This is a genomic window from Endozoicomonas atrinae (assembly GCF_001647025.1).
GTDB lineage: Bacteria > Pseudomonadota > Gammaproteobacteria > Pseudomonadales > Endozoicomonadaceae > Endozoicomonas > Endozoicomonas atrinae.
On the sequence record NZ_LUKQ02000035.1, the window covers coordinates 1 to 25,906 of the forward strand.

Below are 25,906 nucleotides of genomic sequence, written 5' to 3' on the forward strand. Positions count from 1 at the left end.
ATCATCCTGAGTTTTAATCTGACTGGCTATTTGATCTACCAGTTTTTCGTTGATTTCAACGCTCATTGTTATTCTCCATTTTGGAGTATTAACGACAAGCGTTTACACAATTTAAATTACATTCCCTGCATTTAAAGATTATGAACAGGCTCTGAGCCCCGTCTGAGTGGATTATTGCATTCTCACAACACGAGTCGTGCCTCCCTGTGTCAGAATCTTAACCGTATCACCAACCTGCAATGGCGCTTTTGGGTCAACCTCCTGAACCACTGAGATATATTTACCACTGTCGAGACGTATGGTCATTTCAAGGCCCTGCTGCGTAGTCAGCTCTTTTTCCGCCATATTACCCAGCACGCCCCCAGCCACACCACCGAGAATAGCTGCAATATCACTGCCTTTACCACCACCTACGCTTGAACCGGCAATACCACCAATAGCTGCACCGGCAACAGTCCCCACAGCCCCTTCAGTGCCTTCCAGTTTGACATGCTGCAGTTCAGAAATAGTACCAAAACTGACCTGCTGAATTCGGCGAGCCTCACTGCTTGAATAAGTTGTGCCCGTGCTGTCAGTCATGCAACCTGACAACAAAACGGCAAAAATGATGGGCAATATAGCCCAATAGCGACTCAAGTTCATGATTTCAACTCCTTAAATCTGAGTAACTATAGTACCTGATAACAGAGCAGCTTGTGACTTAAGCCATATTCATGGAAAGTAAAATCGAGTAAAGGTTTCACCGGAGAAACCTTGAAGTGTACTGAAGGGGTCTTGTTAAACGTTATCGAGCCTTGTCTATTTCCTGAAGCTCAATGAACTGGGCGAAACGACTCCCAAAAATTGTACGCTCATCTGCTTCCTGTATCTCCAGAAGATCCAAGGCACTCGTATACTGACTTTCTGGGGAAGAAGAATTTGTTGGGGTAGGCAGCTTTTCACGATGAAGCATTATATCTGGCGAGCGAGCTGGATCGCTTCTATCCTAAAGATCTGTACTCACAATATCCTCTTCCTGTAAAACAGGCAGCTCCTCATTTTTCAGCGTTAAAGCCTTATCTTCATTCGATGGAACCTGGGCAGTATTGATACTCACCTCCGGCTGACGCGTCATAATAGGTGTCGCCCCATCTTCAACCAAAGGGTGAGTACATTCAGGCATTAGTGTTCTTAAAGGCCCCTCACCAAAATTTGTTGCACTCGCCTCTTCAAAGATGTCCATGCAATCATAAATACACCTCAGGATGCTGCAACATACGCCATCTCCTGAAGGACGGCTATAATTTGCCAGATAAATCATCTCTTGATGTTCTTCTTGACACTTCAGGCAAACTTTTCTTTCTAACAACTCTTTGGACTCAATAGAAGAGTCCAAAGAAGCTGATTCAGCCTCTCCGCGAAGAGATGCGCCTTGGGAGTTTTGTTGACTCACGACTTTTCTGCCTCCACTAATTTGCCATTTGACAGGTATTTCCTCCTGCTTGTCAGACCCTTCATACGTAAACCCACCCTGTCTGGACTTCAGGGATAATATCTGCTCGATAATATTATTGCCCGCCACTATATAAGCCCTCCTGCCACATACAATTTACAGACAATACCCTTACAAAACAGTTCACTTTCACATACTAGAACCTCTCTCCCCCTTGATTGAAAAGCAAAAAAAAGCCGGTCCTCCAAAAGGAAGGCCGGCTTTTTCAGACAGGTAAGTCGTTTATTTAACTTACCCATACCCGGGCGTTCCGGAACATTCTCATCAGCGGAGCATCTTCACCCCAATGATCAGGATGCCAGCTGTTTTGAACTGTACGGAATACCCGCTCAGGATGGGGCATCATAATGGTTACCCGACCATCGGCAGAGGTCAGGCCAGTAACGCCCTGAACAGAGCCGTTGGGGTTGTAGGGGTAACGAGTGGTTGGTTTACCCTGATTATCCACAAACTTCAAAGACACCTGACCACTGATGGCCAGTCGATCCAGATGAGCCGGGTCGGCAAACTCGGCATGCCCTTCTCCATGGGCGACGGCAATTGGCATACGGGCACCGTCCATCCCCTGGAAGAAGATTGAGCGGCTCTTCTGAACCTCAACCATCGCCACTCGAGCCTCAAACTGCTCAGACTGGTTGCGGACAAAGTGAGGCCAGTAGTCAGCACCGGGAATCAGATCATGCAGGTTGGAGAGCATCTGGCAGCCATTGCACACACCCAGGGCAAAACTATCCCGACGATCAAAGAAACGGGCAAACTGATCACGGGCCTGCTCATTAAAGAGGATGGATTTTGCCCAGCCTTCACCAGCCCCCAGGACATCCCCATAAGAGAAGCCACCACAGGCCACCAGGCCTTTGAACTCCTCCAGAGTGCGACGCCCCGACAGAATATCGCTCATGTGGACATCAACGGTTCTGAAACCAGCCCGGTCAAATGCAGCGGCCATCTCTACCTGACCATTGACGCCCTGCTCGCGCAAAATAGCCATGGCGGGACGAACACCTGTGTTGATATAGGGAGCAGCCACATCCAGTGAGATATCGTATGGCAATGAAGCATGAAGCCCACCATCACGATCATCCAGGAGGTTATCGTATTCCTGTCGTGCACACTCTGCATTATCCCGCAGCGCCTGAATGCGATAGCTGGTTTCTGCCCACCAGCGCTGGAACTTGATCCGGCTTTCACTCACCAGCTCAGAACCATTGAACCGGAAAGATACCCGCTGACCAGCACCCAGGGTACCAATGGTGTGGGAACAGGCAGCCAGACCATGCTGAGCCAGTATATCCTTGGCAACCCCTTTCTCACGGTGGCGTACCTGGATAACAGCACCCAGCTCTTCATTGAACAGTGCTGGCAGGACCATGGATTTGTTGCCCGCCAGCTTGTCCAGATCAATGGAAACCCCCGTATGACCGGCAAACGCCATCTCAATCAGGGTGGTAAACAGGCCACCATCAGAGCGGTCGTGGTAGGCCAGTAGCAGATCTTTATCCATCAGTTCCTGAATGGCATTAAAGAACCCTTTCAGGTCTTCCGAAGAGTTAACATCCGGTGCAGAGTCACCGACCTGACCATAAACCTGAGCCAGCGCTGAACCACCCAGTCGGTTGTGATCACGACCAAGGTCAATCAACAGCAGGTCGGTATCCCCCTGATCAGTCCTCAGCTGCGGCGTAACCGTCTTGCGAATATCCTGGACAGGAGCAAATGCCGAAATAACCAGCGACAATGGAGAGGTAACACTTTTCTCTTCACCATTTTCCTGCCACTGGGTCCTCATGGACATCGAGTCTTTGCCCACCGGAATAGCAATACCCAGCGCCGGACAAAGCTCCATACCCACGGTTTTAACGGTATCGTACAGGTTTTCATCTTCACCCGGATGACCGGCTGCTGCCATCCAGTTGGCCGACAGTTTGATATCTCCGATTTTATCAATTCGGGCAGCGGCAATATTGGTGATCGCTTCACCAATCGCCATACGACCGGAGGCAGGAGCGTTGATCAGGGCGAGTGGTGTCCGTTCGCCCATCGACATGGCTTCTCCGGTATACCCTTCAAACGCCGAGGCGGTTACCGCACAGTCAGCTACTGGGACCTGCCAGGGGCCCACCATCTGATCACGATTAACCAGACCGGTAATGGTTCTGTCACCAATGGTGATCAGGAAATTCTTGCTGGCAACTGATGGTAGTTTTAATACCCGCTCCATCGCTTCAAGCAGTTTGACATCGGTCAGGTCGAGGGGATCACGCTCAAACGACTGACGTTGAACCTCACGATGCATCTTGGGTGGTTTACCCAGCAGTACATCCAGGGGCATATCCACCGGGTGGTTCTTGAAGTGGCTGTCATCCAGCAACAGTCGCGGTTCTTCTGTCGCTTCACCGACCACCGCATAAGGGCAGCGCTCCTGCTGACAGATCGCCTCGAATCGAGGAAGGTCCTCTGCAGCGACCGCCATGACATAGCGTTCCTGGGACTCATTACACCAGAGCGCCAGCGGCGACATCCCGGGCTCATCATTATTAATGGCACGCAACTGGAAGTGACCTCCCCGGCCACCATCACTGACCAGCTCAGGGAGAGCATTGGAAAGGCCACCGGCACCCACGTCATGAATAAATGCAATGGGATTCCTGTCACCCTGCTGCCAGCACCGGTCAATGACCTCCTGACAGCGACGCTCCATTTCCGGGTTATCTCGTTGCACACTGGCAAAGTCCAGATCTTCCTGGCCTTCACCCGAAGTCATGGAAGAGGCTGCACCACCACCCAGACCAATCTGCATGGCAGGACCACCCAGAACTATCAGCTTGGCGCCGACCGGGATCTCCCCTTTTTCAACGTGTTCAGCTTTTATATTGCCAAGACCACCAGCCAGCATGATCGGTTTGTGATACCCACGCACCTCATAACCAGCAGTGCCTTTTACGCTGGCTTCAAAGGTACGGAAATAGCCACAGAGGTTCGGACGACCAAACTCATTATTAAAGCCGGCACCACCCAATGGTCCATCAATCATGATCTCCAGTGGTGAGACAATTCGCTCTGGCTTGCCATAATTCTGTTCCCAGGGCTGCTCATATCCCGGAATGTTCAGGTTAGACACGGTGAATCCCGTCAGGCCTGCCTTGGGCTTGGATCCCTTGCCTGTGGCTCCTTCATCGCGAATTTCACCACCAGAACCCGTTGCAGCACCCGCCCATGGCGCGATGGCGGTCGGGTGGTTGTGGGTTTCTACTTTCATGAGGATATGAATGTCTTCCTCATTGAAGCCATATTCACGGCTCTCAGCTTCAGGGTAAAACCGCTTTGAGTGGAAACCTTCAATAACAGAGGCGTTATCTTTATAGGCCGATAACACCCCGTCACTGTGCATGGCATGGGTATTTCGGATCATCTTGAACAGGGAAAGCTCCTGCTCTTCACCATCGATACTCCAGGACGCATTAAAAATTTTATGTCGGCAGTGTTCTGAGTTCGCCTGGGCAAACATCATCAACTCAACATCAGTAGGGTCCCGTTCGAGCTTCTGATAACTCTCCACCAGATAGTCGATTTCATCATCTGCGAGTGCCAGACCGAGGGACTGATTTGCCCCAGCCAATGCCTCTCTGCCGCCTTCCAGAACGGGTACAGTCGTCATAGGGGCAGGTTCGGACACAGCAAACAATGTTGGAATCTCATGCTCATCACGGAAGACTGCCTGGGTCATCCGGTCATGCAGTAAATCAGCAATCAGTGCTTCCTGGTCTCCAGATAAGGTGGCATCAGCAAACACCACAAAACGAACGCCTCGCTCGATTCGCTGCACCATGCCAAGGCCACAATTGTGAGCAATATCGGATGCTTTACTGGACCAGGGGGAAATCGTGCCCGGACGGGGAACCACCAGAAATTCTGCCTGAGAGGCAAAGTTTTCTGGCTCTGTCTGTTGAATCTTTGGGCCATATGTCAAAAGCCTGGCCAGAATATCCGCCTGCCTTTCACTTAGTCCTTTTTCACAGGACGACTGGATTTTGACGTAATGCTGGAATTCAGCAACAACACAGGAGATCTCTGGCACTTTGCTCTGCAACTGAGCAAGCAGCTTTTGACTGCGGAACTGGGAAAGTGCAGGGGCGCCACGCAGTATCAGCATGTTCTGGTCTGTCCTCGGGCCAATTAACAGCTATGAGGAGCTACAGCCTGGATGAGCTAATAATAATGAGCATCAGGAAGCCCGCATGAATGGCCACTTCCTGATTGGATTACAAGCCAGTCCTTATGCTACAGCCTCTCAACTCAGGGGGATGATCAAAGGCTGCCTATCATAATCGAAACCAGCCTTCGGAAACCAGCAATCATAGGCCATTTCTTATGCTATTTATCAACAAAAGGCTGCTTTCTTCGCTCTTCACGAATCTGTTGGCGCCGAAAACGGAAAAAATCACTGATCATCTCACTGCATTCAGCCTGAAGAACACCACCAGTAACCTCTACCCGGTGGTTCATCTGTGGCTGCTCAAGAACCCTCGCAGCACTGGCAACGGCTCCGGCCTTCGGTTCTGCTGCGCCGTATATCAGGCGCCGAATCCGGCTGTGAACAATGGCGCCCGCACACATGGTACAGGGCTCTAGCGTAACATAGAGGTCACAATCCAGCAGGCGGTAGTTCCCAATGAATGCCGCTGCCGACTGAAGCGCCAGAATTTCAGCATGAGCAACCGGGTTACAGGATGAAATGGGCTGATTACAGGCCCGGGCTATAATTTGACCGTCCTTAACCACCACAGCACCGACGGGAACCTCGCCCATGGCTCGGCCTTTATCAGCTTCCAGCAGGGCTTCCTTCATCCAAATGGCGTCATCAATCACAAACTATCTACCAAACAACATTAGGCTCTGTTGACTCTGGGCTTATAACTCAGGGCTTACGCAACGGAAGGTTTTACCCAGAATACATCCACCATCGATACAACAACTTGAAAGATAAAGACATTCCTGCTTCCACAGCACCTGGACAGCAGCGTTCTGGCTTGTAATGGGGAGAAACCATATGCCAACAAATCCTGACAGCCTTTAATGATTTTGTATCATGAAGGAAAGCGGCAGGCTTTTCATCCCTTGATTTGAGCATTTCTTTTTAGCTTTTTATGAAATGTGACAATCAGCCGATTAAATCTATGGATTTTTTCCCCATGCGGAATGTCTGAGCTATATATAGTGTCTAAGCTATAAATAGATTATCAAAAATAAATTGCTCAACTATGAAAAATAAATCAGTGGAGGGAAGGGCCTGATGTCTTTCAAGCAGAATGTAGAACAACATCTACAACACTTTGCCCAGAGCATCGGCCTGGGAGAACTCAAATTAAACGAACATGATGCCTGTGGTCTGTGTTTTGACGATACCTTAATCGTTAACATGGAGTATCTGGAGGATGATGAAGCTCTGGTGTTCGTTGCTTCTGTTCGACCTATGATTACCCATGACAGCCCGGAAAAAACTGCATTGCTGGAAAAAATGTGTTCACTGAACCTCCAGCATCATAGCATGCAGGGGGCATTTCTGGCATTGAACCATGATAAAACCGAAGTGTTGTTGATTCGTTCCCTTCAGGCTTCCTGTGATTATGGTTTATTTGAGTCCACTCTGGAAAAGTTCGTTAATACCCTGGAATGGTGTGTCAGTGAGCTGGATGAGTCCAAACAGGAACAGGCCTCTTCAACAACAACACCTCCCCGCCCTCAAAGTGGTTCCGGAGGGACTCCTGGAGGCCCAGGCGATATGGGAATGATGGTTTAACTCCCAGAATATGCAATATAAAGAAGGGTTTCCATAGCCCTTCTTTTTTTTTCCGCTCTTATACCTGCATTTATTTTACCAACACCATTTCAGCTCGAAATCATCAGGCCGAAAAAAGAGTAGAAGCCTGTAATGGATTCGGGAATCCTTTATCCAGTTTTCAGCCACGTATTGAGTAGAAGAACTATACTCTGGCGCGTCTGGATAATGACTCCATACTGCCAGGGCAGGAAGTACTGCGCTCTCCAGGTATGTAGAGCAGAAGGATCTCGATAGCAGCAAGTCCATAGAAAGAAAAATAATGGAGGCATCAAGTTGGCTGAAACTTTTAACTATCTCACCAGTGCACTGCAAAGTACCGTTGAAAGCGGCAGGCTGATTGATATTCGTGGTCGTGTTACTGAAGTTCAGGGAATGATCATCAAAGCGGCCGTGCCTGGTGTCAAAATTGGTGAGCTCTGTCAACTGGTATCTCCCAATAACCCTGATGACGGTGACCGGAACTCATACGCTGAAGTGGTTGGCTTCCAGGGGCACGAGACCGTGCTATCCCCTCTGGGTGAAATTATGGGGATCTCATCTACCACAGAAGTCATCCCGACCGGCAAAGTACATCACGTAGCCGTTGGCCCCCACCTTCTGGGCCATGTGCTGGACGGTATGGGCAACCCATTAAACCCTGACGCATTTAATGGCATTGAGCCTGAAGCGCATTATCCGGTTTATGCCGACGCCCCGGATCCGATGACCCGAAGAATCATTGACCATCCCATTCCACTGGGTGTGAAAGCCATTGATGGCATTCTGACCTGCGGTGAAGGACAGAGAATGGGTATTTTTGCTGCGGCTGGTGGTGGTAAGAGTACCCTGCTGTCCATGCTGGTTAAGGGAGCTGAAGTAGATGTCACCGTTCTTGCCCTGATCGGTGAACGGGGACGGGAACTGCGGGAGTTTATCGAGCACGACCTTGGGCCAGAAGGGGTTAAGAAGTCCGTTATTATTGTGGCGACCTCCGACAAATCCTCCATGGAGCGCTCCAAAGCCGCGTACACAGCAACCGCCGTTGCTGAGTATTTTCGTGATAAAGGTAAACGGGTTCTTCTGCTGATGGACTCTGTCACTCGCTTTGCCCGTGCCCAGCGTGAAATCGGGCTGGCTGCTGGAGAGCCGCCGACCCGCCGGGGTTTCCCGCCTTCTGTATTTGCCACCCTCCCCAAGCTGATGGAACGTACGGGGATGTCGGATGTAGGCTCGATTACTGCGCTTTATACCGTACTGGTTGAAGGAGATGACATGACCGAACCGGTAGCGGATGAAACACGTTCGATTCTTGATGGGCATATTATTCTTTCCCGAAAGCTGGCCGCATCGGGGCATTACCCGGCAATTGATGTGCTTGCCAGTGCCAGCCGTGTCATGAATGCCATTACTACCGAAGATCACCGTGCTGCGGTCAATAGAGCAAGAGCCCTGATGTCCAAATACGAAGATATTGAGTTGCTGGTAAAAGTAGGCGAATACAAACAGGGGGCTGACCCACTGGCTGACGAAGCCATTCAGAAAATTGAAACCATCCGGTCTTTTCTTAAACAGAGAACAGATGAACTGATGCCGCTCGACCAGACTATTGCCCAATTACAGCAAATCGTAGGTTACTGAGAATATGCTGAAGGACCTGCTGAAGGTTAAAAACATACGCGAGCAGTCTGCTGAACGGGAGGTCAAACGCTGTGAGCATGAACTGAACCTCGCCCATCAGGAAGTCGAACGACGCAAGCAGGAAGTAGTACAGCGTCAACAGGAGCTGGAAGAATATATTGTATGGCGCAGTCAAGAAGAGCAGCGGCTATACGATAATATTATGAACACCAGTATTCAGCAGCATGATCTGGATCGGCTTAAGCAGAAAGTTGCCATGTTACGAGAGAAAGATGCCTCTCTGGAACAGGCAATTGCAGATGCAGAACAACGGGTGGTAGAAGCAGAACAACAGGTAGCCGAAGCAGAGCAGATACTTGAAGCAGCGAAACAGGCTCACTATAAGGCCAAGCTGGCTGTTGAGAAGTTTGAAGAGTTCTGCAAGGTACAGGATGAAGAGGCTGAGAAAGAGGCCAAACGTCTTGAAGACCTGGAGATGGAAGAGTTTACCGTTAAATCCAAGGAATAGGAGTTAAACATCATGTCAACACAAGGCTTGAATCAAACTGGCAATACTCAGCCAACTCCGCCCCCTCAACAGAACGATACCGCCCAGCAAAGCCGAAAAGTATCTGATAAGCAGGCTAACGACTTTGCTGATCGCATGACTAAAGAAAAGCGTGACAAAGAGAAAAAACCTGGAGGAGAAAAGGAGCAAAGTCTGGAAAGCCTGCTGGCCGAGCGCAACAAAAGCTCTAAAGATGCCATCAAGGGACGCCAGGAAAAAGGTTCTCGTGAAGAGAACGGTGAAAATATGTTCCAGAATTCGCGCGATGGCTCTGAGCATGCAATGGTCAACAACACTCAGAACTCGATAAAAGCAGATGTACAGCTTCGAGAGATCCCGCAGGCCAGTAGCGTTAAGGAAATTGATGCTGCACTTCAGAAAATGGCAGACCAGATTCAGGTTTCTGCAAAGGATGCTGTGAATGGGGCAGAAGTTCGTATTTCTCTGAAAGACAGTGTTCTTCCAGGTACCGAGATCAGAATTCAGCGACATGGTGGCGAGTTAACAGTAACGATGAACACCTCGTCGGCAGAAGCCGGAAACTTTCTGGCACAACACGAAGCCAACCTGCAGAAAATGCTGGCTGAGCGGTTCTCCAACGACAAGGTTCAGGTGAATATCAATATGTCAGGTGGCGACAACCAGGATAGTGATGGTCGCTCCCGTAACCAGTATGTGGCAGAAGATAACGACCAGAACTCTTCCAGAAACGACCGGGCATAGGTTGAACCATGGCAGCAGAAACTCTTGATCTACCCTCTGTCTCACCATCGCAGCTGCTGCTTAGCCAAATCCTCAGCAACCGCCAGACAGAGCTTGCCCTGCCGGTTAATGAGGACAGGTGGGACATTTCGCTAAGCAGTATTGCTGCGGAGAATATGCCTGCTATCTGCATGCAACTCGAAATCAATCATCAACCCGTTTCCTTATACACCGGCAGTGCATTAATTGACCGCATTATGCCGGCCAACCTGAACAGTCAAATACTGCTCAAACTGCCAAAAGAGTTGATGCTGGCAGCACTGGAAAGCAGAATGCAGAGCCTGCTGGAGCAGCTGATGCAGGGGCTTGGGATCTCCATCAAGTTCGCTGACATGACACCTAATCCAGATAAATCAAAGCGTGCAGAACTGGCGATGAATATCCAGATAGCCGGTACGCAGTACCCCATCTACCTGGAAAGCAACCCCATAGTTTTTGAACTTCTCAAACTACTGCCCACTCATATCCATGAACAATCCACCGATATACCTATCTGGGCAGGCCTTGAACTTGGACAGGCAAAACTGTCTAAAGAGGAAACCAGCGCACTGGGTGTCGGTGACATAGTATTTTTTCATTACCACGTCACCGGACAGCAACTGATTATCAGAGTCAACCCGGATGTTGCTTTCGTCGGGGAAGCAGAGGGTTCTCAAATCACCATCAAGCACAGGATGGACTCAATGGAAGACGATCAAATGCATCATGAACAGGAGCCTATCGACCTGTCAGATATTGAGATTGACCTTTTATTCGAAGTGGGGCGACAACAGTTTACCGCTCAGGAAGTTCAGTCTCTTCAGCCTGGCCATGTGTTTGAACTGGATCGTCCTATCGAACAACCGGTTAAGGTTCGTGCCGGAGGCAAATTGATTGCCGAGTGCCAGCTTGTACAGATAAATAATCGACTGGGTGCACGTATTACCAGAATTGTCGACTGACTACCTTAAGACCACCCAAACGATAAAGTCTCTTGTTCATACTCTGAGACTGGAAAAGGCGACTATGGAAAGCGGCGCAATTACTCTCACCAGTCCATTTTATTTGATGATCCCACTGGCGCTGATGGCGCTGGTGCCCTTTCTTGCTGTGATGGGGACATCATTCCTGAAACTGGTTGTCGTATTCTCCATCCTAAGAAACGCTACCGGTCTTCAGCAGATTCCTCCCAACATCGCCATGAATGCTCTGGCTATTATCCTGACGCTTTACATCATGGCTCCGGTAGGTTTTGAGGCCTGGGATCTCGCTCAAGAGGAGAATATCAGTTTTCAGACTGAAGACAGTAAAGAGCTGATGAGTAATATCGATTTGCTGATAACCCCCTACCGAGATTTCCTGAAAAAAAATACCACTGAGCGAGAAAGAAATTTCTTTCTGAAGAGCGCAAGAATATTGTGGCCAAAGGCATACCAGGCACAACTGACTTCTGATGACCTGGTAGTTCTAATGCCGTCTTACTGTATCAGTGAACTGACCAAGGCTTTCGAAATCGGCTTTCTGCTCTATTTGCCGTTTATCGTTATTGACTTGATCGTCTCTAACATCCTTCTGGCCATGGGTATGATGATGGTGTCACCCATGACTATATCCCTGCCTTTCAAGCTATTGCTGTTTGTATTGCTGGATGGCTGGACTCGTCTAATTCACGGACTGGTGCTGAGTTATGCATGACCCGCATATACTGACACTGACAGCTCAGTCACTCTGGCTGACGCTGTTACTTTCCATGCCTCCCATCATCGCGGCATCAGTGGTTGGTCTGCTCATCAGTTTGATTCAGGCACTGACACAAATTCAGGAACAAACCCTGCCTTTTGCATTTAAGCTGGTAGCGGTCATTATCAGTATTTTCCTGACATCCCGCTGGATGGGTATCGAGATTTATAACTTCTCGCTGGCAATCATGGATATGCTGGAAAGGCTCTGACAATGATCCTGCCCGTTGACGATCTGAAAGAGTGGTTTTACATCCTCTCAATGGGAATGCCCCGCATAGTTTCCATGTTTACCGTTCTGCCCATGCTGCACAAGCGGAACCTTGGCGGGACCATGATACGTAACGGTATTTGCATGTGTCTGGTGCTGTTCATGCACCCCATGCTGTCTGAAGCCAAACCGGATGAAGCGCTGTCCATCTACGACACGGGTGGAATCGTTATCAAGGAAGCCTTTATCGGTGCCATCATGGGCTTCGTACTGGCAATCCCGTTCTGGGCATTGGAAGCTGCCGGATTTTTTATTGATAACCAGCGGGGTGCTTCCATGGCCAGTACCCTGAATCCATTTTCGGGTGCGGAAACATCCCCGATGGGGATCCTGTTCAGCCAAGCGCTTATTGCGCTGGTCATGACCAGTGGGCTGTTCCTGTTAATACTGGAAAGCCTGATGCTCACCTATAAAGTCTGGCCGGTATTCAGCTACTTCCCAAACATCAACCAGGAAGCGGTAACCTTTTTCCTTGGCCAGTTTGATCTGATTATCCAGTTGTCCATGTGGCTCTCTGCGCCGGTCATTATCTGTATGTTTATTACCGAGTTTGGCATCGCCCTGATCAGCCGGGCTGCTCCCCAGCTGAACGTATTCATTCTGGCCATGCCAATTAAATCTGCCGTTGCCTGTGCCATTCTGGTGGTTTACATGGCAACCATTCTGGAACTGTCCCGCAAATACATGATGGGAATCCCCGAGTTGTTTGAATCATTGGGAGTGATCTGGAAATGAGCGCAGAAAAAACGGAAGAGCCCACCCCCAAAAAACTCCGCGACGCGCGGGAAAAAGGTCAGGTCGCCAAAAGTAAAGAAGTATCTGGCACTTTTAACCTTATAGCAGTACTGGCATTACTCTGGATGATGAGCGAAACCTTTATCGATAAGTTCAAGCAGATGGTGCTGTTTCCCACGTTAAGCTACAACGAACCATTTGAAGTTTCTTTTAAAATAGTGACTCACGGCATTCTTGACTTAACCATGGACCTGCTGATTCCTCTGGTCGCCGTCTCCATGTTTTCTGCAATTATCGGCAACGTCATGCAGTTTGGCCTGCTGTTTGCACCTGAAGGTATTAAACCGGATATTGAAAAGATCAGCCCGGTTGGCGGGCTGAAAAAGATTTTCGCCATGAAAAACCTTGTCGAGTTTTTCAAGTCGGTTATCAAAATTCTCTTTCTGACATTTGTTGTGTATTACGTCATCTACAGCAGTGTGGGTGACATGGTCGATATGCCATATTGTGGCAGCTCATGCATATTGCCAGTTGCAGCCCACCTGATTAAAAAGCTACTGCTCTACTCAATGATTGCTTTCGTGATTATTGCGGTCCTCGACTATATGTTTGAGCGCTACAACTTTATGAAGCAGAACCGGATGAGCAAGGATGAGGTCAAGCGGGAACATAAAGAAAGTGAAGGTAGCCCTGAGATCAAGGGTAAGCGTAAAGAGATCCATCAGGAAATACTGAACCAGGCTGAAAATACCGGTAAGTCAGATGTTGTGATCAAAAACCCGACCCATCTGGCCATTGGTCTACAGTATCGCCAGGGTAAGACACCGCTTCCTATTGTCACGGTTAAAGGTCGTGGTGGTCATGCCCGGTTTATTATCAAAATTGCAGAAAAAGAAGGCATTCCTGTTCTTGAAAACGTTCCACTGGCTCATGCCCTGTTTCATCTGGACATTGCCGATTTTATCCCAGGGGAGCTGATAGAGCCTGTTGCAGAAGTCTTCCGCTGGGTGCAGGAAATTAAAGAGCAGGAAAAAGAGGGAGAGTCGCCAGGTGAAGAGTGATCAGCAGCGCAATTTTATAAAAAATTGCGCTGCTGAATAATACCAATAAAAGTCAGCCGGTCCTGGCAATCTGCTCTTTGGCAAACATCTTCGCAAAGGGCTTATGAATCGCTGAAGGAAGCAGTCTTTTAAATTTTTCTACCATATGTGAATCAGTACCAATAACCACTCGCTGTTTATTCTTCCTGACCGCATTCAGCATTTTTGCAACCGCCTTATCGGTATCCATAGCAAACTTATCGACTTTTCTATTTATAGCTGCTGCATTTGCAGGATTGCCTGCCTTGTCCAGATGCGCTTTAAGTATATTGGTTTTAATCGCCCCAGGATGAACACTAGTCACCCCAATATTATCCATATGCAACTCAGCCCACAGTGTTTCACTGATCGCCCGCACTGCTGACTTTGTTGCGCAGTAAGAAGACTGATTAGGCATACCAATAAAGCCCGCCAGACTGGACATATTGATAATATGCGCATTCTCAGGGCCTTTCCTGCCCTGCTCTTTCAGGTAAGGCAGAAACGCTTTGGTGCCATAGATCACCCCCCACAGGTTGATACCAATCACCAGTTCCCAATGCTCAATACTCAGGTCTTCAAAACTGCTCTGCAGGGTAATACCCGCATTATTCACCAGCAGGTTGACAGCACCATGTACTTCAATCACTTCTGCCGGCAGGGCTTCCATCCTCTTGCGGTCAGTAACATCAACAATATGACAGCTGACTCTTACACCATAGGGTTCAAGCAACTTGGCCGTTTCATCCAGCCCCTGCTGACTGATATCACCCAGGGCCAAATGACAGCCTTCTTTCGCCAGCTGAAGCGCCATCTCCCGTCCAATGCCACCACCTGCACCGGTGATAACAGCCACTTTATTATTAAAATTGTTCATAGGCTGAAGTCTGCTGTTAAAAAGATTTTTTAACCACGAAGACCACAAAGCGCACCAGGCCTTTGTGGTCCAGGGAAGGATAGTTAGATGAGCCCCTGCTCTTTAGCCATGGTCAGCGCCAGGTCTTCGATCATATCTTCCTGGCCACCCACTGTTCCACGACGACCCAACTCTGCCAGAATATCCCGGGCCTGAACGCCATACTTGGCTTCGGCACGCTTGGCAAACAGCAGGAAGGAAGAGTAAACACCCGCATAACCCAGAGTCAGTGCATCACGGTCGATCCGAATCGGCTGATCCATCAGCGGCACTACAAGGTCTTCTGCCACATCGCTGATCTTGTAAAGGTCAACGCCGGTTTCAACCCCCATGCGATTAAGCACCGCAACAAAGACTTCAAGAGGCGTATTACCGGCACCTGCACCAAGTCCTGCAACGGAACCATCAATACGAGTAGCACCCGCCTCAATGGCAGACAGAGAGTTAGCAATTCCCATGGCCAGGTTATGGTGACCATGGAAGCCGATTTCGGTTTCAGGGTTCAGCTCAGCACGTAACAGACCCAGCTTTTCTGTCACTTCATCCGGAAGCATATAACCGGCAGAGTCGGTGCAATAAATACAGTTTGCTCCGTAGCTCTCCATCAATTTGGCCTGCTCCAGAACTTTCTCGGCACTGACCATATGGGCCATCATCAAGAAGCCAACCGTATCCATCCCCATCTTGGCAGACATGCCAATATGCTGTTCCGATACATCGGCTTCGGTACAGTGAGTTGCGACACGAATGGTGGAAACGCCCAGGTCTTTCGCCATTCTCAGGTGATCCAGGGTGCCAATGCCTGGTAACTGCAGGGCAGACACCTTGGCATTTTTCATCTTGGGAATAACGGCATCCAGGTATTCTTCATCCGTGTGAGCCGGAAAACCGTAGTTAACGGAAGCACCACCCAGGCCATCACCGTGGGTAACTTCGATCAGAGGAATGCCTGCCTCATCCATGGCAGTCGCAATATTCACCATTTCGTCCAGAGAGATCTGGTGACGCTTGGCATGCATACCATCACGCAGACACATGTCATGGAGAGTGACTTTCTTACCTTTCAGATTCATTGTTTATTCTCCACGTGCCGGTAAGGTGATTGCGCCTTTTGCCGCTTCTTCAGCAAACATCTCAGCCGTTCTCAGGCCTGCTGCGGTCATGATATCGAGGTTACCCGCATACTTGGGCAGGAAGTCGCCAAGACCTTCAACCTCCATAAAAACAGAAACCCGGTTGCCGTCAAAGATCGGGCCATTCACCAGACGATAGCCCGGAACGTATTTCTGAACCTCAGCCACCATATCGTGAACAGACCGGGTTATGGCCGCCTGATCCGGCTCCTCAGCAGTCAGACAGTGAATGGTATCCCGCATAATCAGTGGTGGCTCGGCAGGGTTGATGATAATGATCGCCTTACCCTTCTTCGCTCCACCCACTTTTTCAACAGCGCCAGAGGTTGTACGGGTAAACTCATCAATATTCTGTCGTGTACCAGGCCCTACAGAACGGGAGGATACCGTAGCCACAATCTCACCATACTCTACTTCCTGAACCCTTGAGACGGCAGCAACCATGGGAATCGTTGCCTGTCCACCACAGGTCACCATGTTGACATTGAGTTTCAGCTCTTCGGTGTGTTCTTTCAGGTTAACGGGAGGAACGCAGAACGGGCCGATGGCCGCAGGCGTCAAATCAATCATAATGACGCCGAGCTCATTCAGTTTGCGGCTGTTTTCTGCATGCACATAAGCGGAGGTGGCATCAAAGGCGACTCGGATATCGTCCTTGATCACATGAGGAAGAACACCATCCACACCTTCTGCAGAGGTTTTGATGCCCATCTCACGGGCACGCTTCAAGCCCTCGGATTCCGGGTCAATACCCACCATCCAGACTGGCTCAATCCATTCGGAGCGTTTCATTTTCATCAACAGGTCGGTACCGATATTACCCGGCCCAATGATGATTGCCTTCAGTTTCTGACTCATCTTGTTATTCTCCAAATGTCACAGCGGCCTTGCCCAAACCTTCAATCTCCAGTTCCATCACATCACCGGGCTGTACCGGCTCCAATGGCACCAGGGAACCGGACAGGATGATCTCTCCAGCCTTGAATGGAATACCAAATTCTCCCAGCGTGTTTGCCAGCCAGGCGACAGCGGTCAGTGGATCACCCTGAACCGCTGAACCCAGCCCTTCACTGATCAGCTGGCCATTTTTATACACTTTCATCTGTGCTGAAGGCAGGTCGATAGTGTTGGGATCAACCCGTTCTTCGCCCAGCACAAAAACTCCGCAGGAAGCATTATCTGAAACCGTGTCCTGAATTTTGATCTGCCAGTTATGAATTCTGGAATCGACAATTTCAAAACACGGCATGACGCACTCCGTGGCTTCCATAACATCCTTCTCTGTCACACCAGGCCCTACCAGATCTTTCTTGAGCTTGAAAGCAATCTCACCTTCTGCCCGAGGCTGAATCAATTTATTCTCTGAACAGGAGATGGTGTCGCCATTTTTGAACCACATCTCATCAGTGATGAAACCAAAATCCGGCTGGTGAACATTCAGCATGTCCTGAACCGCTTTGGACGTAACCCCAATTTTTTTGCCCACAATACGGTCACCCGCTGCCACACGGCGTTCTACCATATGCAGGGAGATGTGGTAGGCATCTTCAATGGTGATATCACTTTCACGATTGGTCAGCGGCTCGATTGTTTTACCTGATTTCAGAGCTTCATAAAGCTCATCACCGTACTGCGCTCTTTTTTCGTTATTCATTGTATTTATTCTTTAATTTGGAAAATGCTGTAAAAAAAGTTTTCTTAATTATGCCGGATAAAATCAATGCACTGGCGATTGAACCAGGCTTCATGCTCAACCATCACCCAGTGGCCGCATTCACTTAACAATGTGAAGCGGATATTGCTGCAGGCATTCATCATGGTGTCCGCACCGCGGGAAGGACAGAACTTATCGTTGACACCCCAGATACCAAAGATGGGGCATCTCAATTCATGAAGGCGGGATGCCATATTCGGCACCTGCATGGTGGACAATACGCAGACTGGCTGTTCATGAACAACAGCTACCCGCTCATTGACAGTTTCATCCGTCACCTGCGAGGCATCAAACAGTTGAAGCCCTAACAGACGGCGCATACCAGAAGCGTCTTTCAACTCTCCGGAGGCAAAGGCTGCTGCCATCTTCTGGATACCTTCCATCTCCTGAAAGTACTGCTCTTTTTCCATCAGACCGCCTGGCGCCATAAGAATCAACTTCCTGACCAGTTCGGGATAATCCAGAGTCAATTTGATAGCAATGGCACCGCCCAGCGAATTACCCACCAGGGTAACTGAATCAATTGCCAGCTGGTCAATCAGGCCTTTCACTGCGGCAACAAAAAAATCGAGGGTATATTCTGTTTCCGGTTTATCACTCAACCCGTATCCCGGAAGGTCAGGAACAATCGCTCGCACGCCCGCTTCGGCAAAAATCGGATAGTTGCCCTTGAAATTGCTGTAACCACTGGCACCGGGTCCACTGCCATGCAGGAAAAGTACCGCCTCGCCCTGGCCAGCTTCGTGGTAGTGAAGTGACAGACCATCTTCCAATTGAACAAAATGCCCCTCTGGAATTGCACTCATTACCCGCTCTCCTTCTTGTTATTATGCCTTTACTTAATACGAAAGGGGCGCCGCTGATCACTCGGCATTTCCACCCAATACCCATTATGAACACGCTATGTAGCCGGTGCTGTCAAACAGCTGAGCAGCGGTGGGTGTTTCTCTTCGCTCAAGGTTTTTCACTGTCAGGCATTTTTTCAATGGCAGGCAAGAGCAACATCGTCCAACAAGACTAATACAGCCCCTGACACAGCCGGTAACATCAGGAACAGACAATTCAACGAATCGAATAAAAACGAAGACGGGAAGGCAGCGATGAGTAATCCTCTGGATTTTACCGGTAAAGTGGTACTTGTCACCGGTGGAGGTAAGGGTGCCGGCAAAGGTATCAGTGAGCGTTTTCTGCAACAGGGTGCTCATGTGGTGATCTGTGGACGTCAGGAGCCTGAGCAGCTACCTTCTGCCATCAGCCCACAGGGCAATCAGAACACTGCCGTCTTTTTCCCCTGCGATGTTCGTGACCTGAAACAGATTGACCAGTTAATCGGCAGCACCATTAAACAATTTGGCCGCCTTGATGTTCTGGTTAACAATGCCGGTGGTGCCCCGAATGCCGATGCCGCTACGGTTTCCCCCCGGTTCTCCGAGTCCATTATCCGTCTGAACCTGATTGCACCACTGAACCTTTGCCAGAAAGCCAATGCGGTTATGCAGGAACAGGCTGAAGGTGGCGTGATTATTAATATCTGTAGCGTCAGTGCCAAGCGGCCTTCACCGGGCACCGCTGCTTACGGTGCTGCCAAGGCAGGCCTCTTGAACCTCACCCAGTCTCTGGCGGTCGAGTGGGCTCCCAAGGTAAGAGTCAATGCAGTAACCGCTGGGTTAATTCTTACCGAACAGGCACATTTGCATTATGGGGATGAAGAAGGCATCGCCAGTGTCGCCAAAACCGTACCGTTACAGCGTTTTGCCAACCCATCGGATATTGGCGATACCTGTCTGTATCTGGCATCACCATTGTCTTCTTATGTCAGTGGTGCTGATATTACCGTTCATGGCGGCGGTGAAAAGCCTGCATTTCTGGATGCTGCAGAAAATACTGTGAGTTAAGTTAAGCCAGATCAATGAAAATACCGACAGATTGGTTTTGCAAGGACAGCCTTAAGAATTCCAAACGGTATTTTCGTATAATCCATGTACGCTTTTGGTGATGGAGGATAATAACAATGACTACCGAAGCAACCAGCACCATCGATATTGATCTCCCGCTGGAGAAATCCTGGGAGATTCTTCGCGACTTTACCCAGGCGGTCAATTACGTCCCAAACCTCACCGGTTGTGAACTTCATCCCGGGCCTGTTGAAGGAAAAGGCGCCAGTCGTCGGGTCTTCCAGAAAAATGGCAAGTTCCTGGATGAAACCGTTACTCACTGGCAAGAGAAGCAGGGCTTTGTGATTCGGCTTCATGAAGGCGATGGTCCTGCGCCAGCGCCTTTCCGGGAAGCCTGTTTTATCTACAAAATCCAGCCAAAAGGTGAAAAGACTCAACTGACCACTACCATGAGCTACACCGTTCGCTTTGGCTTGCTGGGAAAATTGCTGGACAAGCTGCTTGTCAAAAAAGCACTGGATGGCGCCGTCAATAAAATTGCCCGAAATATGAAAAGCTATTATGAGACGGGAGTTCCCAGCAATAAAACCATTTCATAAATAGGAAAGTCCTCGTACCGCTTGTGATATCTTCGACAATCGGTACAGAGCAACTCCGACTGCAGAGTCATTGAACCCTACTACCCCCTCTAAAACCCAGAATACCATGCTTCTATTACTGAACAATGGAAGCAGTAAGAAGTTCTACCATTGGAACTCGTCCTAAACTCTTCACTAAAAAAATCAGTGACTGCCCACGCCTCCCTAATAGTCTATTGTTTACACCCTACAAGACCAGCAATGGATAAATTCACTACTTCCGGCAAGAATTGGAGACCGATGTGGAGCCATCCCAGTCAACCCCTTCTTTCAATACCATAGGATACATTCCTTATGATAATGAGCAGCCCGGCCCATCAAGACTTTCATTTGAAGATAGCCAAAGTCTGAGAGCTCAGCGCACCTACGACACCAGGGAGCTTGGTGAGTTTGACACGATGATCATTGACCAGCCGGAGAAAAAGGTTAATACCTCGCCCGATACCCCAACATCACCAGAAATATCTCATACAACTTCTGGCACAGCAGAGTCAACTGATGCCACTCTAGCCCCCACTCCAAGTATCGATATGCTGATTGACAGACTGGATAACTTTAAGAAGTTATGTATTCAGTCAAAAAACGGGAACCCCACTTTACTTATTGATACTCACAGACAAGTGATGGCATTAAATAATGATATAGCTCAGCTACATGAACTTCTCAAACGATATGAACATGGTCAGTTTATTAACTTTGCAAAGTTAATTATTCATATCAATACTTTTCTAAGTAAAGAAGAAAACCAAATTGTATTTGAACATGGACTAAGAAGACCTGAACTTTCTTTTCTGCCTGTACCACCTAAAAGCGAATCGGCCCGCTTTCGAATGATGGATGGATATTTTGCTGTTGATATAGACAACTATCTTGTCTTCACGGGAGCGGTTCAAGATAGCATCAATAACCATCGCAATAGGCACCCCTTACTTGGAGAACTTCGTTTTTTGTCTTTAGGCATTTCCGATCTGGCATGCTCACTTCAAAGCGTTGATGATTCCTCAAAGCTAGAAAGGATTGACCAGTATCTATGGGTATTTAACAAAATGATAAATCATTTTTTAGGAGAGCACCCAGTAGTTCGAGCCTTTTTTCTAGACGTCAACCCAGAAAAAACAAGTAAGATTGATTTTATTATTGGGCTCAATTTAGCTGATGACCAAATTTCTTATGAGTTATTACGACTTCCAAGCATTGGCCATGATCTTGAGAGAATAAAAAATAAAATATTAATGGGCTGTATAGTAGAAGACATGACTAGCCGCTACCGTAAACTGCACCCGACAATAACAATAAAGACTAGTATTAGTCTCCCATATGAGGATATCCATAGGCCTTTTCTCACCACAACCCTCACCGACGGAAAAATAACAGGAACATTTACGTGGCCATGGGTCGATCAATCACCATCTCCTAGCCAGCTTTTTGAATATCATGATGACGGACCTGAGCCTGTACCAGAGTTATGGATTCAATACTTTGATCATTTAAAAGAAGAGTGTATGCATCGATTATCACTACGAAAGAAGCTAGCACGTTTTAAGCCTGTATTACATGGAAGACTCAAGCACACTTGGAATAAAGTAAAGCTTTCACCATCAGATGGCTCTCTCTCATTTCGTTCTTCAAAAACCTTTTCCCTTTCTACCGAAAAACCTCATCAAAGGCTCCCCTCTGAATTTTCAACAATAGCTGAAATAAGTATCAAAGAGCAGTTTAATAACTTCTGGCACGAGTATAATCAAGGCAACAGCTTGTAAATTTTATTTACAGGTAACTGGATACTACGATTTGACAAGGGAAACTGGGAATAAGTCCCTTTTCCAAAAACATCACCACTAATACCAAGGCTTGCCCAAAGTAAGAGTGGACTTATTCGTACCTTTCCTAGCAAGGATAAAATAGGTGGTCGATTATAAACAACACCATCCTGATATCAAAATAGCTAGTACCGGCTCACTCCTGAAACTGTTCATGAGCCGTTATAGATAATATTTGAATAGAAATTATCAAAGACTGTTAATTGAGTAATCCCAGCTTATTTTCGCACCGGACTCAGCCAGCATTATTGATACCGAGCAGTATTTCTCAAATGTCAGTGACAGTGCCCGCTCTACCTGTTTTTCTGAAAGATTCTTTCCATAAATATCAAAGTGCATATGAATAGCAGTAAATACCGTTGGCGGATTTTTCGAGCGCTCTGAAGTCAGTGAGACCTTACAGTCATGAATGTCCTGACGTGCCTGAGTAAGAATAGATGTCACATCCATGGAGGCACAGGTACCAGCTGCTGCCAGTACAACTTCCATTGGTGATGGCGCACTGTTTTTTCCACCAAACTGCGTTGGCGCATCCATGATCAGTGAGTGTTCACCCTCAACATACTCACTATACCCAACAAACCGTTTATCACCCAGCCACTGTATGGTCGCTTTCATCACCAGCCTCCTGAATTGGTGCGGCAAGCATAACCAGTTCCAACTCACGCCTTGTTGATTCGTATCAAAGCAGCAGAGCCATTCGCCCCATAACCTTAAAAAGAATTTTCCAAGAAATATAATTTGCTATTGGGGGTAATTGCATGATCACCACGGGGTTCCCATTTATTGCCGTAATGGCTGGTCTATGCGGCATTTTGGTCTGGCTTGAACAACAACACCCCAGTCGTTTCTTCAAGTGGTTCCCAAGTATTGTTCTGGTTATGTTTGGTTCAATGGCACTGTACACTGTCGGTCTCTGGGAGATGACTCCTGAAGTAAAAACAGCCCGCGCAACAGTGAGAGATAACCTCATCCCCGCCATGCTGTTCCTGATGTCTCTGAAGTTTGACCTCTCCATCATTCGCAAGCTGGGAATAAGGCTGATCACCATGTTCCTGGGCTCCACCATTACAATCATACTGGGTTTCATCATTGTTCAACAGATTATGGGGCCACTTCTTGGTGATGAAACTCCCTATACTTTTGGTGTCATGAGTGCAGGCTGGACGGGAGGCACACAAAATTTTGTCGCGGTCAAAGAGGCCCTGAAAGTCAGTGATTCAGCCATGGCCTACACCCTGCTGATGGGAGCACTCTGCTATTCAGTGTGGTTGATCATCATCATTGCCATGAAGCCCTTCAAGCCTCAGTTCAGTCGTTTTCTCAGAGCGGATAACAGTGGTCTGGATAAAGTGCTGGAGCAACTCCAGAATGTAGGAAGCACTGAAAAGCCTGACTTTCAGGCCCTGATGCTAATGCTCGGCCTTTCACTGATCGTTGCTGCTCTGTCTCACTACTTTGGCGACCTGATTGCGGCAACCGGGCTTTTCAGCGCCATGGTCTGGGCCATTATTATCTCTTCGCTCAGCGGTATGATTCTGGCACCCACCAGATTTGGAAAAATGGGTGGTGGAGATGAAGTGTCTACCATCATGCTGTACGTCATCGTTGCCCTGATCGGCGCAGAAGTTAACCTCAGTGCCATTACTAAAGCACCGTTGTATATAGTGTCCGGCGTTATGATCCTGACCATTCACGGCATCTTGTTACTGCTACTGGGCCGTCTGTTAAAGCTGAACCTGCACATCTGTGGTATTGCCTCCATCGCCAATATTGGCAGCGCGCCCTCTGCTGCGGTGGTGGCTGCAGCCTACGATAAAAACCTGATGCCCATTGCCATTATCATGGCATTAATTGGCTCAATGGTGGGGTCTTTTGTTGGTTTGCTGGTCAGTGAGATACTGGTTTGGCTTAATTAAACCTGGAAAGCGATGTGTTTATGCTATCGAAAGAAACAAGCACAGACGCATCGTTTTATACCTTCACCTAGCTGTAAAAGAGCTTTATTGAAAGGCAGATAATTAGTCTTTTGGTTTGTGCTCAGGACTGGCAGGAGTAAAAGTTATCCTTGGAGGCTCAGGTTCTATCAGGCCTAGATCACGCTCCCTCAGTGAGCACGGCCTCACTGGCAAGAATTCTTTATGCCGCTTATCCTGGACTTTATGACTACTACTACGCCCCAGCTTCACCTGGGACCTCACTTTAGTCACTAAGCTCATTACTCCCTTTTTAAGTGAACTTTTATTTATCTCTTCAAGAAAAATCTGATCAAAAATACTCCTCACTGAGGGTGATTCAGTTCTCCACCATATCCGTGAAGTTTCCAACACTTCAGCAAACTCTTTCAGAAGCTTTTTTTCATTAGTCGTTAGTGGCTCAATACTGCTTTCATCTCTAAAAAAGTTAACCCTGTCTTGTAAACTACTCAACCGTTTTATGTTCATAGCACATATGCTCGTCATTAGCTTCTTCATGACTGGCTGATACAAAAAGTAGTCTGCTGGCTTTAATGCTACTCCATGCTTACCAGCTCTCGTTGAACTGTATGGATACTTTATAGTAGAGGGTTGTTTTCTAGTGTAACCATCATGACCTCCCCGGCCAGCAACGCCTGCCAAAGGATCTTTCTCTGAAAAGCTCCAGACATTTTTAGGCACAAGCCACTGAGCACTGACTGTTGCTCTTGCCCGCCGATCACCACCTGTTTTTTTTTCCACTACTAACTCATGTATATCCAGTGTTCCCGGAATAAATTGACTGTCAACCCGCAGCATAACATAGTGAGTCTGCTCTTCTTTTTTCACAAAAAGTCTATCTGGTGACTCCCTCAACCATTGGTTGAGTTTCTGCCAGCAATTCTTTAATTCTTCAAGTCTCCCCTTCACCTCCATGATCGATTCCAATGTTGGCTCTCTCAAATAAAGAGGATGCTCAATATCAGGCAAATCCAAATCACTGATTAACGATGGGGAAGGCATTACTTCATTACACTGACTCATGTATTTTAATAAATATGACCAGCTTGAAGCCAGTTTATAAACTACTGAACATCTTTCATCTTGCTTTAAAGGGCATCCATCATGTTTTGAATCCGCATTAGAAGCCTCTCCTAAAGGCTTACACGATTTATTCTCAAAGTAGTTTTTATAGGACATTAAATCCCTAACCAGAATTGCATAAGATGATCTGCACTCAATCATATTTTCAATAAATGAGCGAACCAGCAGCCTTGGTATTTTTTTCTTGTTAGCTATTAGTTTCTCCACCCATGAATCAAGATACTTGAGATCAAGTAAAGCCTGATCTATAAAATTTAGAAAAGTTTCATCTCCTATTCCATGAATTTCTTTACTACTTAATCGCCCACAAATCAGACTGGATAATGTGAAAAAATCTTTTCCACAGAGGTATTGAGGAGGCTCAAGTTTACGATTATCTGCACAACCTTCCTTTACATCGGGTCTTTCCCTGCATACACCTTTAACTTTATAGTTTCCATCAGCAAATGACTTTTTATGGATGTCTTCCCCCCCTCGAAGATTATCTGTTGAGCGCACTCGAACAAGAGATGCTGCTACCGGTTTAGATCTATGGACATGATCAACAGGCAGCCCCAGATAGTCTATTGCTCTTGCAATAACACTAAACTCCAAAATATTACCCCTCTGAATAGCAGATCTACTGGGATAATATAGATTAGAAAAAACATGAAAAAGTTCAGAAGAAA

At 47.9% G+C, this 25,906-nt stretch carries 24 protein-coding genes; 13 read left to right on the forward strand and 11 right to left on the reverse strand.

Annotated features, from left to right (window positions below; all coding sequences use genetic code 11):
- Positions 1–171: 171 nt before the first annotated feature.
- The 4 genes from AK963_RS07140 to tadA all read right to left on the reverse strand — a co-directional run bounded on the left by AK963_RS07140 (position 172) and on the right by tadA (position 6,361).
- Positions 172–642, reverse strand: coding sequence for an outer membrane lipoprotein (locus tag AK963_RS07140; protein WP_066014769.1), 471 nt, complete (start codon positions 640–642; stop codon positions 172–174).
- A gap of 343 nt (positions 643–985) precedes the next feature.
- Complete coding sequence (locus tag AK963_RS07145) at positions 986–1,561, reverse strand: hypothetical protein (RefSeq protein WP_066014770.1); 576 nt, start codon at positions 1,559–1,561, stop codon at positions 986–988.
- A gap of 157 nt (positions 1,562–1,718) precedes the next feature.
- The gene (gene purL, locus AK963_RS07150; RefSeq protein ID WP_066014771.1) at positions 1,719–5,645 is read right to left on the reverse strand and encodes a phosphoribosylformylglycinamidine synthase; all 3,927 of its coding nucleotides are present in this window, start codon (positions 5,643–5,645) and stop codon (positions 1,719–1,721) included.
- 221 nt (positions 5,646–5,866) lie between these two features.
- Positions 5,867–6,361 carry a tRNA adenosine(34) deaminase TadA gene (tadA, locus tag AK963_RS07155; RefSeq protein WP_238593661.1) on the reverse strand — a complete coding sequence of 165 codons (495 nt, stop codon included), beginning with the start codon at positions 6,359–6,361 and terminating at the stop codon, positions 5,867–5,869.
- Positions 6,362–6,785: 424 nt separating this feature from the next.
- Here tadA and AK963_RS07160 point away from each other — a divergent pair, with 424 nt between their 5' ends.
- The 9 genes from AK963_RS07160 to sctU all read left to right on the forward strand — a co-directional run bounded on the left by AK963_RS07160 (position 6,786) and on the right by sctU (position 14,045).
- Positions 6,786–7,292 carry a type III secretion system chaperone gene (locus AK963_RS07160; RefSeq protein ID WP_066014772.1) on the forward strand — a complete coding sequence of 169 codons (507 nt, stop codon included), beginning with the start codon at positions 6,786–6,788 and terminating at the stop codon, positions 7,290–7,292.
- Positions 7,293–7,607: 315 nt separating this feature from the next.
- Positions 7,608–8,951, forward strand: coding sequence for a type III secretion system ATPase SctN (gene sctN / locus AK963_RS07165; RefSeq protein WP_066014773.1), 1,344 nt, complete (start codon positions 7,608–7,610; stop codon positions 8,949–8,951).
- Positions 8,952–8,955: 4 nt separating this feature from the next.
- Positions 8,956–9,459: a type III secretion system stalk subunit SctO gene (gene sctO / locus AK963_RS07170; RefSeq protein ID WP_066014774.1), complete on the forward strand. Its 504-nt coding sequence runs from the start codon at positions 8,956–8,958 to the stop codon at positions 9,457–9,459.
- Between the two features lie 12 nt (positions 9,460–9,471).
- Complete coding sequence (locus AK963_RS07175) at positions 9,472–10,221, forward strand: type III secretion HpaP family protein (protein ID WP_066014775.1); 750 nt, start codon at positions 9,472–9,474, stop codon at positions 10,219–10,221.
- An 8-nt stretch (positions 10,222–10,229) separates the two neighbouring features.
- Positions 10,230–11,201, forward strand: coding sequence for a type III secretion system cytoplasmic ring protein SctQ (sctQ, locus tag AK963_RS07180; protein WP_066014776.1), 972 nt, complete (start codon positions 10,230–10,232; stop codon positions 11,199–11,201).
- A 64-nt stretch (positions 11,202–11,265) separates the two neighbouring features.
- The gene (sctR, locus tag AK963_RS07185) at positions 11,266–11,934 is read left to right on the forward strand and encodes a type III secretion system export apparatus subunit SctR (protein WP_066014777.1); all 669 of its coding nucleotides are present in this window, start codon (positions 11,266–11,268) and stop codon (positions 11,932–11,934) included.
- Entirely contained in the window at positions 11,927–12,190 is a 264-nt protein-coding gene (sctS, locus tag AK963_RS07190) for a type III secretion system export apparatus subunit SctS (RefSeq protein ID WP_066014778.1), read from the forward strand. The genes sctR and sctS overlap by 8 nt, the downstream gene beginning before the upstream one ends.
- A gap of 2 nt (positions 12,191–12,192) precedes the next feature.
- Positions 12,193–12,984, forward strand: coding sequence for a type III secretion system export apparatus subunit SctT (sctT, locus tag AK963_RS07195; protein ID WP_066014779.1), 792 nt, complete (start codon positions 12,193–12,195; stop codon positions 12,982–12,984).
- Positions 12,981–14,045, forward strand: a complete 1,065-nt coding sequence (sctU, locus tag AK963_RS07200; RefSeq protein ID WP_066014780.1) for a type III secretion system export apparatus subunit SctU — start codon at positions 12,981–12,983, stop codon at positions 14,043–14,045. The genes sctT and sctU overlap by 4 nt, the downstream gene beginning before the upstream one ends.
- A 52-nt stretch (positions 14,046–14,097) precedes the next feature.
- Here sctU and AK963_RS07205 read toward each other — a convergent pair whose 3' ends face one another.
- The 5 genes from AK963_RS07205 to AK963_RS07225 form a co-directional block, all read right to left on the reverse strand.
- Positions 14,098–14,940: an SDR family NAD(P)-dependent oxidoreductase gene (locus tag AK963_RS07205; RefSeq protein ID WP_066014781.1), complete on the reverse strand. Its 843-nt coding sequence runs from the start codon at positions 14,938–14,940 to the stop codon at positions 14,098–14,100.
- A gap of 83 nt (positions 14,941–15,023) precedes the next feature.
- On the reverse strand, positions 15,024–16,052 hold the full coding sequence (dmpG, locus tag AK963_RS07210) for a 4-hydroxy-2-oxovalerate aldolase (protein ID WP_066014782.1): 1,029 nt from the start codon (positions 16,050–16,052) through the stop codon (positions 15,024–15,026).
- Between the two features lie 3 nt (positions 16,053–16,055).
- Positions 16,056–16,970 (reverse strand): acetaldehyde dehydrogenase (acetylating), encoded by a 915-nt coding sequence (locus tag AK963_RS07215; RefSeq protein WP_066014803.1) that lies wholly within the window; start codon positions 16,968–16,970, stop codon positions 16,056–16,058.
- A 4-nt stretch (positions 16,971–16,974) separates the two neighbouring features.
- Positions 16,975–17,766 (reverse strand): fumarylacetoacetate hydrolase family protein, encoded by a 792-nt coding sequence (locus AK963_RS07220; RefSeq protein WP_066014783.1) that lies wholly within the window; start codon positions 17,764–17,766, stop codon positions 16,975–16,977.
- A 44-nt stretch (positions 17,767–17,810) separates the two neighbouring features.
- Entirely contained in the window at positions 17,811–18,632 is an 822-nt protein-coding gene (locus tag AK963_RS07225) for an alpha/beta fold hydrolase (RefSeq protein ID WP_066014784.1), read from the reverse strand.
- A gap of 294 nt (positions 18,633–18,926) precedes the next feature.
- Here AK963_RS07225 and AK963_RS07230 point away from each other — a divergent pair, with 294 nt between their 5' ends.
- From AK963_RS07230 to AK963_RS07240, 3 genes are all read left to right on the forward strand, one after another.
- Entirely contained in the window at positions 18,927–19,721 is a 795-nt protein-coding gene (locus tag AK963_RS07230; RefSeq protein ID WP_066014785.1) for an SDR family oxidoreductase, read from the forward strand.
- Between the two features lie 116 nt (positions 19,722–19,837).
- Entirely contained in the window at positions 19,838–20,320 is a 483-nt protein-coding gene (locus AK963_RS07235) for an SRPBCC family protein (RefSeq protein WP_066014786.1), read from the forward strand.
- A 281-nt stretch (positions 20,321–20,601) separates the two neighbouring features.
- On the forward strand, positions 20,602–22,119 hold the full coding sequence (locus tag AK963_RS07240; protein ID WP_139117289.1) for a hypothetical protein: 1,518 nt from the start codon (positions 20,602–20,604) through the stop codon (positions 22,117–22,119).
- Between the two features lie 249 nt (positions 22,120–22,368).
- Here the strand turns inward: AK963_RS07240 and AK963_RS07245 are convergent, their stop codons facing one another.
- On the reverse strand, positions 22,369–22,797 hold the full coding sequence (locus tag AK963_RS07245; RefSeq protein ID WP_066014788.1) for an OsmC family protein: 429 nt from the start codon (positions 22,795–22,797) through the stop codon (positions 22,369–22,371).
- 143 nt (positions 22,798–22,940) lie between these two features.
- On the opposite strand from AK963_RS07245, the gene AK963_RS07250 reads away from it, so the two are divergent.
- The gene (locus tag AK963_RS07250; protein WP_066014789.1) at positions 22,941–24,098 is read left to right on the forward strand and encodes a DUF819 family protein; all 1,158 of its coding nucleotides are present in this window, start codon (positions 22,941–22,943) and stop codon (positions 24,096–24,098) included.
- A 102-nt stretch (positions 24,099–24,200) separates the two neighbouring features.
- Here AK963_RS07250 and AK963_RS07255 read toward each other — a convergent pair whose 3' ends face one another.
- Entirely contained in the window at positions 24,201–25,832 is a 1,632-nt protein-coding gene (locus AK963_RS07255; RefSeq protein WP_066014790.1) for a hypothetical protein, read from the reverse strand.
- Between the last annotated feature and the right edge of the window lie 74 nt (positions 25,833–25,906).

Bases quoted from the DNA above. Each gene is read 5' to 3' on its own strand.
- AK963_RS07140 (WP_066014769.1), bottom strand. From the start codon at position 642: ATGAACTTGAGTCGCTATTGGGCTATATTGCCCATCATTTTTGCCGTT.
- purL (WP_066014771.1), bottom strand. From the start codon at position 5,645: ATGCTGATACTGCGTGGCGCCCCTGCACTTTCCCAGTTCCGCAGTCAA.
- AK963_RS07160 (WP_066014772.1), top strand. From the start codon at position 6,786: ATGTCTTTCAAGCAGAATGTAGAACAACATCTACAACACTTTGCCCAG.
- sctO (WP_066014774.1), top strand. From the start codon at position 8,956: ATGCTGAAGGACCTGCTGAAGGTTAAAAACATACGCGAGCAGTCTGCT.
- AK963_RS07175 (WP_066014775.1), top strand. From the start codon at position 9,472: ATGTCAACACAAGGCTTGAATCAAACTGGCAATACTCAGCCAACTCCG.
- sctQ (WP_066014776.1), top strand. From the start codon at position 10,230: ATGGCAGCAGAAACTCTTGATCTACCCTCTGTCTCACCATCGCAGCTG.
- sctR (WP_066014777.1), top strand. From the start codon at position 11,266: ATGGAAAGCGGCGCAATTACTCTCACCAGTCCATTTTATTTGATGATC.
- sctS (WP_066014778.1), top strand. From the start codon at position 11,927: ATGCATGACCCGCATATACTGACACTGACAGCTCAGTCACTCTGGCTG.
- sctT (WP_066014779.1), top strand. From the start codon at position 12,193: ATGATCCTGCCCGTTGACGATCTGAAAGAGTGGTTTTACATCCTCTCA.
- sctU (WP_066014780.1), top strand. From the start codon at position 12,981: ATGAGCGCAGAAAAAACGGAAGAGCCCACCCCCAAAAAACTCCGCGAC.
- AK963_RS07205 (WP_066014781.1), bottom strand. From the start codon at position 14,940: ATGAACAATTTTAATAATAAAGTGGCTGTTATCACCGGTGCAGGTGGT.
- dmpG (WP_066014782.1), bottom strand. From the start codon at position 16,052: ATGAATCTGAAAGGTAAGAAAGTCACTCTCCATGACATGTGTCTGCGT.
- AK963_RS07215 (WP_066014803.1), bottom strand. From the start codon at position 16,970: ATGAGTCAGAAACTGAAGGCAATCATCATTGGGCCGGGTAATATCGGT.
- AK963_RS07220 (WP_066014783.1), bottom strand. From the start codon at position 17,766: ATGAATAACGAAAAAAGAGCGCAGTACGGTGATGAGCTTTATGAAGCT.
- AK963_RS07225 (WP_066014784.1), bottom strand. From the start codon at position 18,632: ATGAGTGCAATTCCAGAGGGGCATTTTGTTCAATTGGAAGATGGTCTG.
- AK963_RS07230 (WP_066014785.1), top strand. From the start codon at position 18,927: ATGAGTAATCCTCTGGATTTTACCGGTAAAGTGGTACTTGTCACCGGT.
- AK963_RS07235 (WP_066014786.1), top strand. From the start codon at position 19,838: ATGACTACCGAAGCAACCAGCACCATCGATATTGATCTCCCGCTGGAG.
- AK963_RS07245 (WP_066014788.1), bottom strand. From the start codon at position 22,797: ATGAAAGCGACCATACAGTGGCTGGGTGATAAACGGTTTGTTGGGTAT.
- AK963_RS07250 (WP_066014789.1), top strand. From the start codon at position 22,941: ATGATCACCACGGGGTTCCCATTTATTGCCGTAATGGCTGGTCTATGC.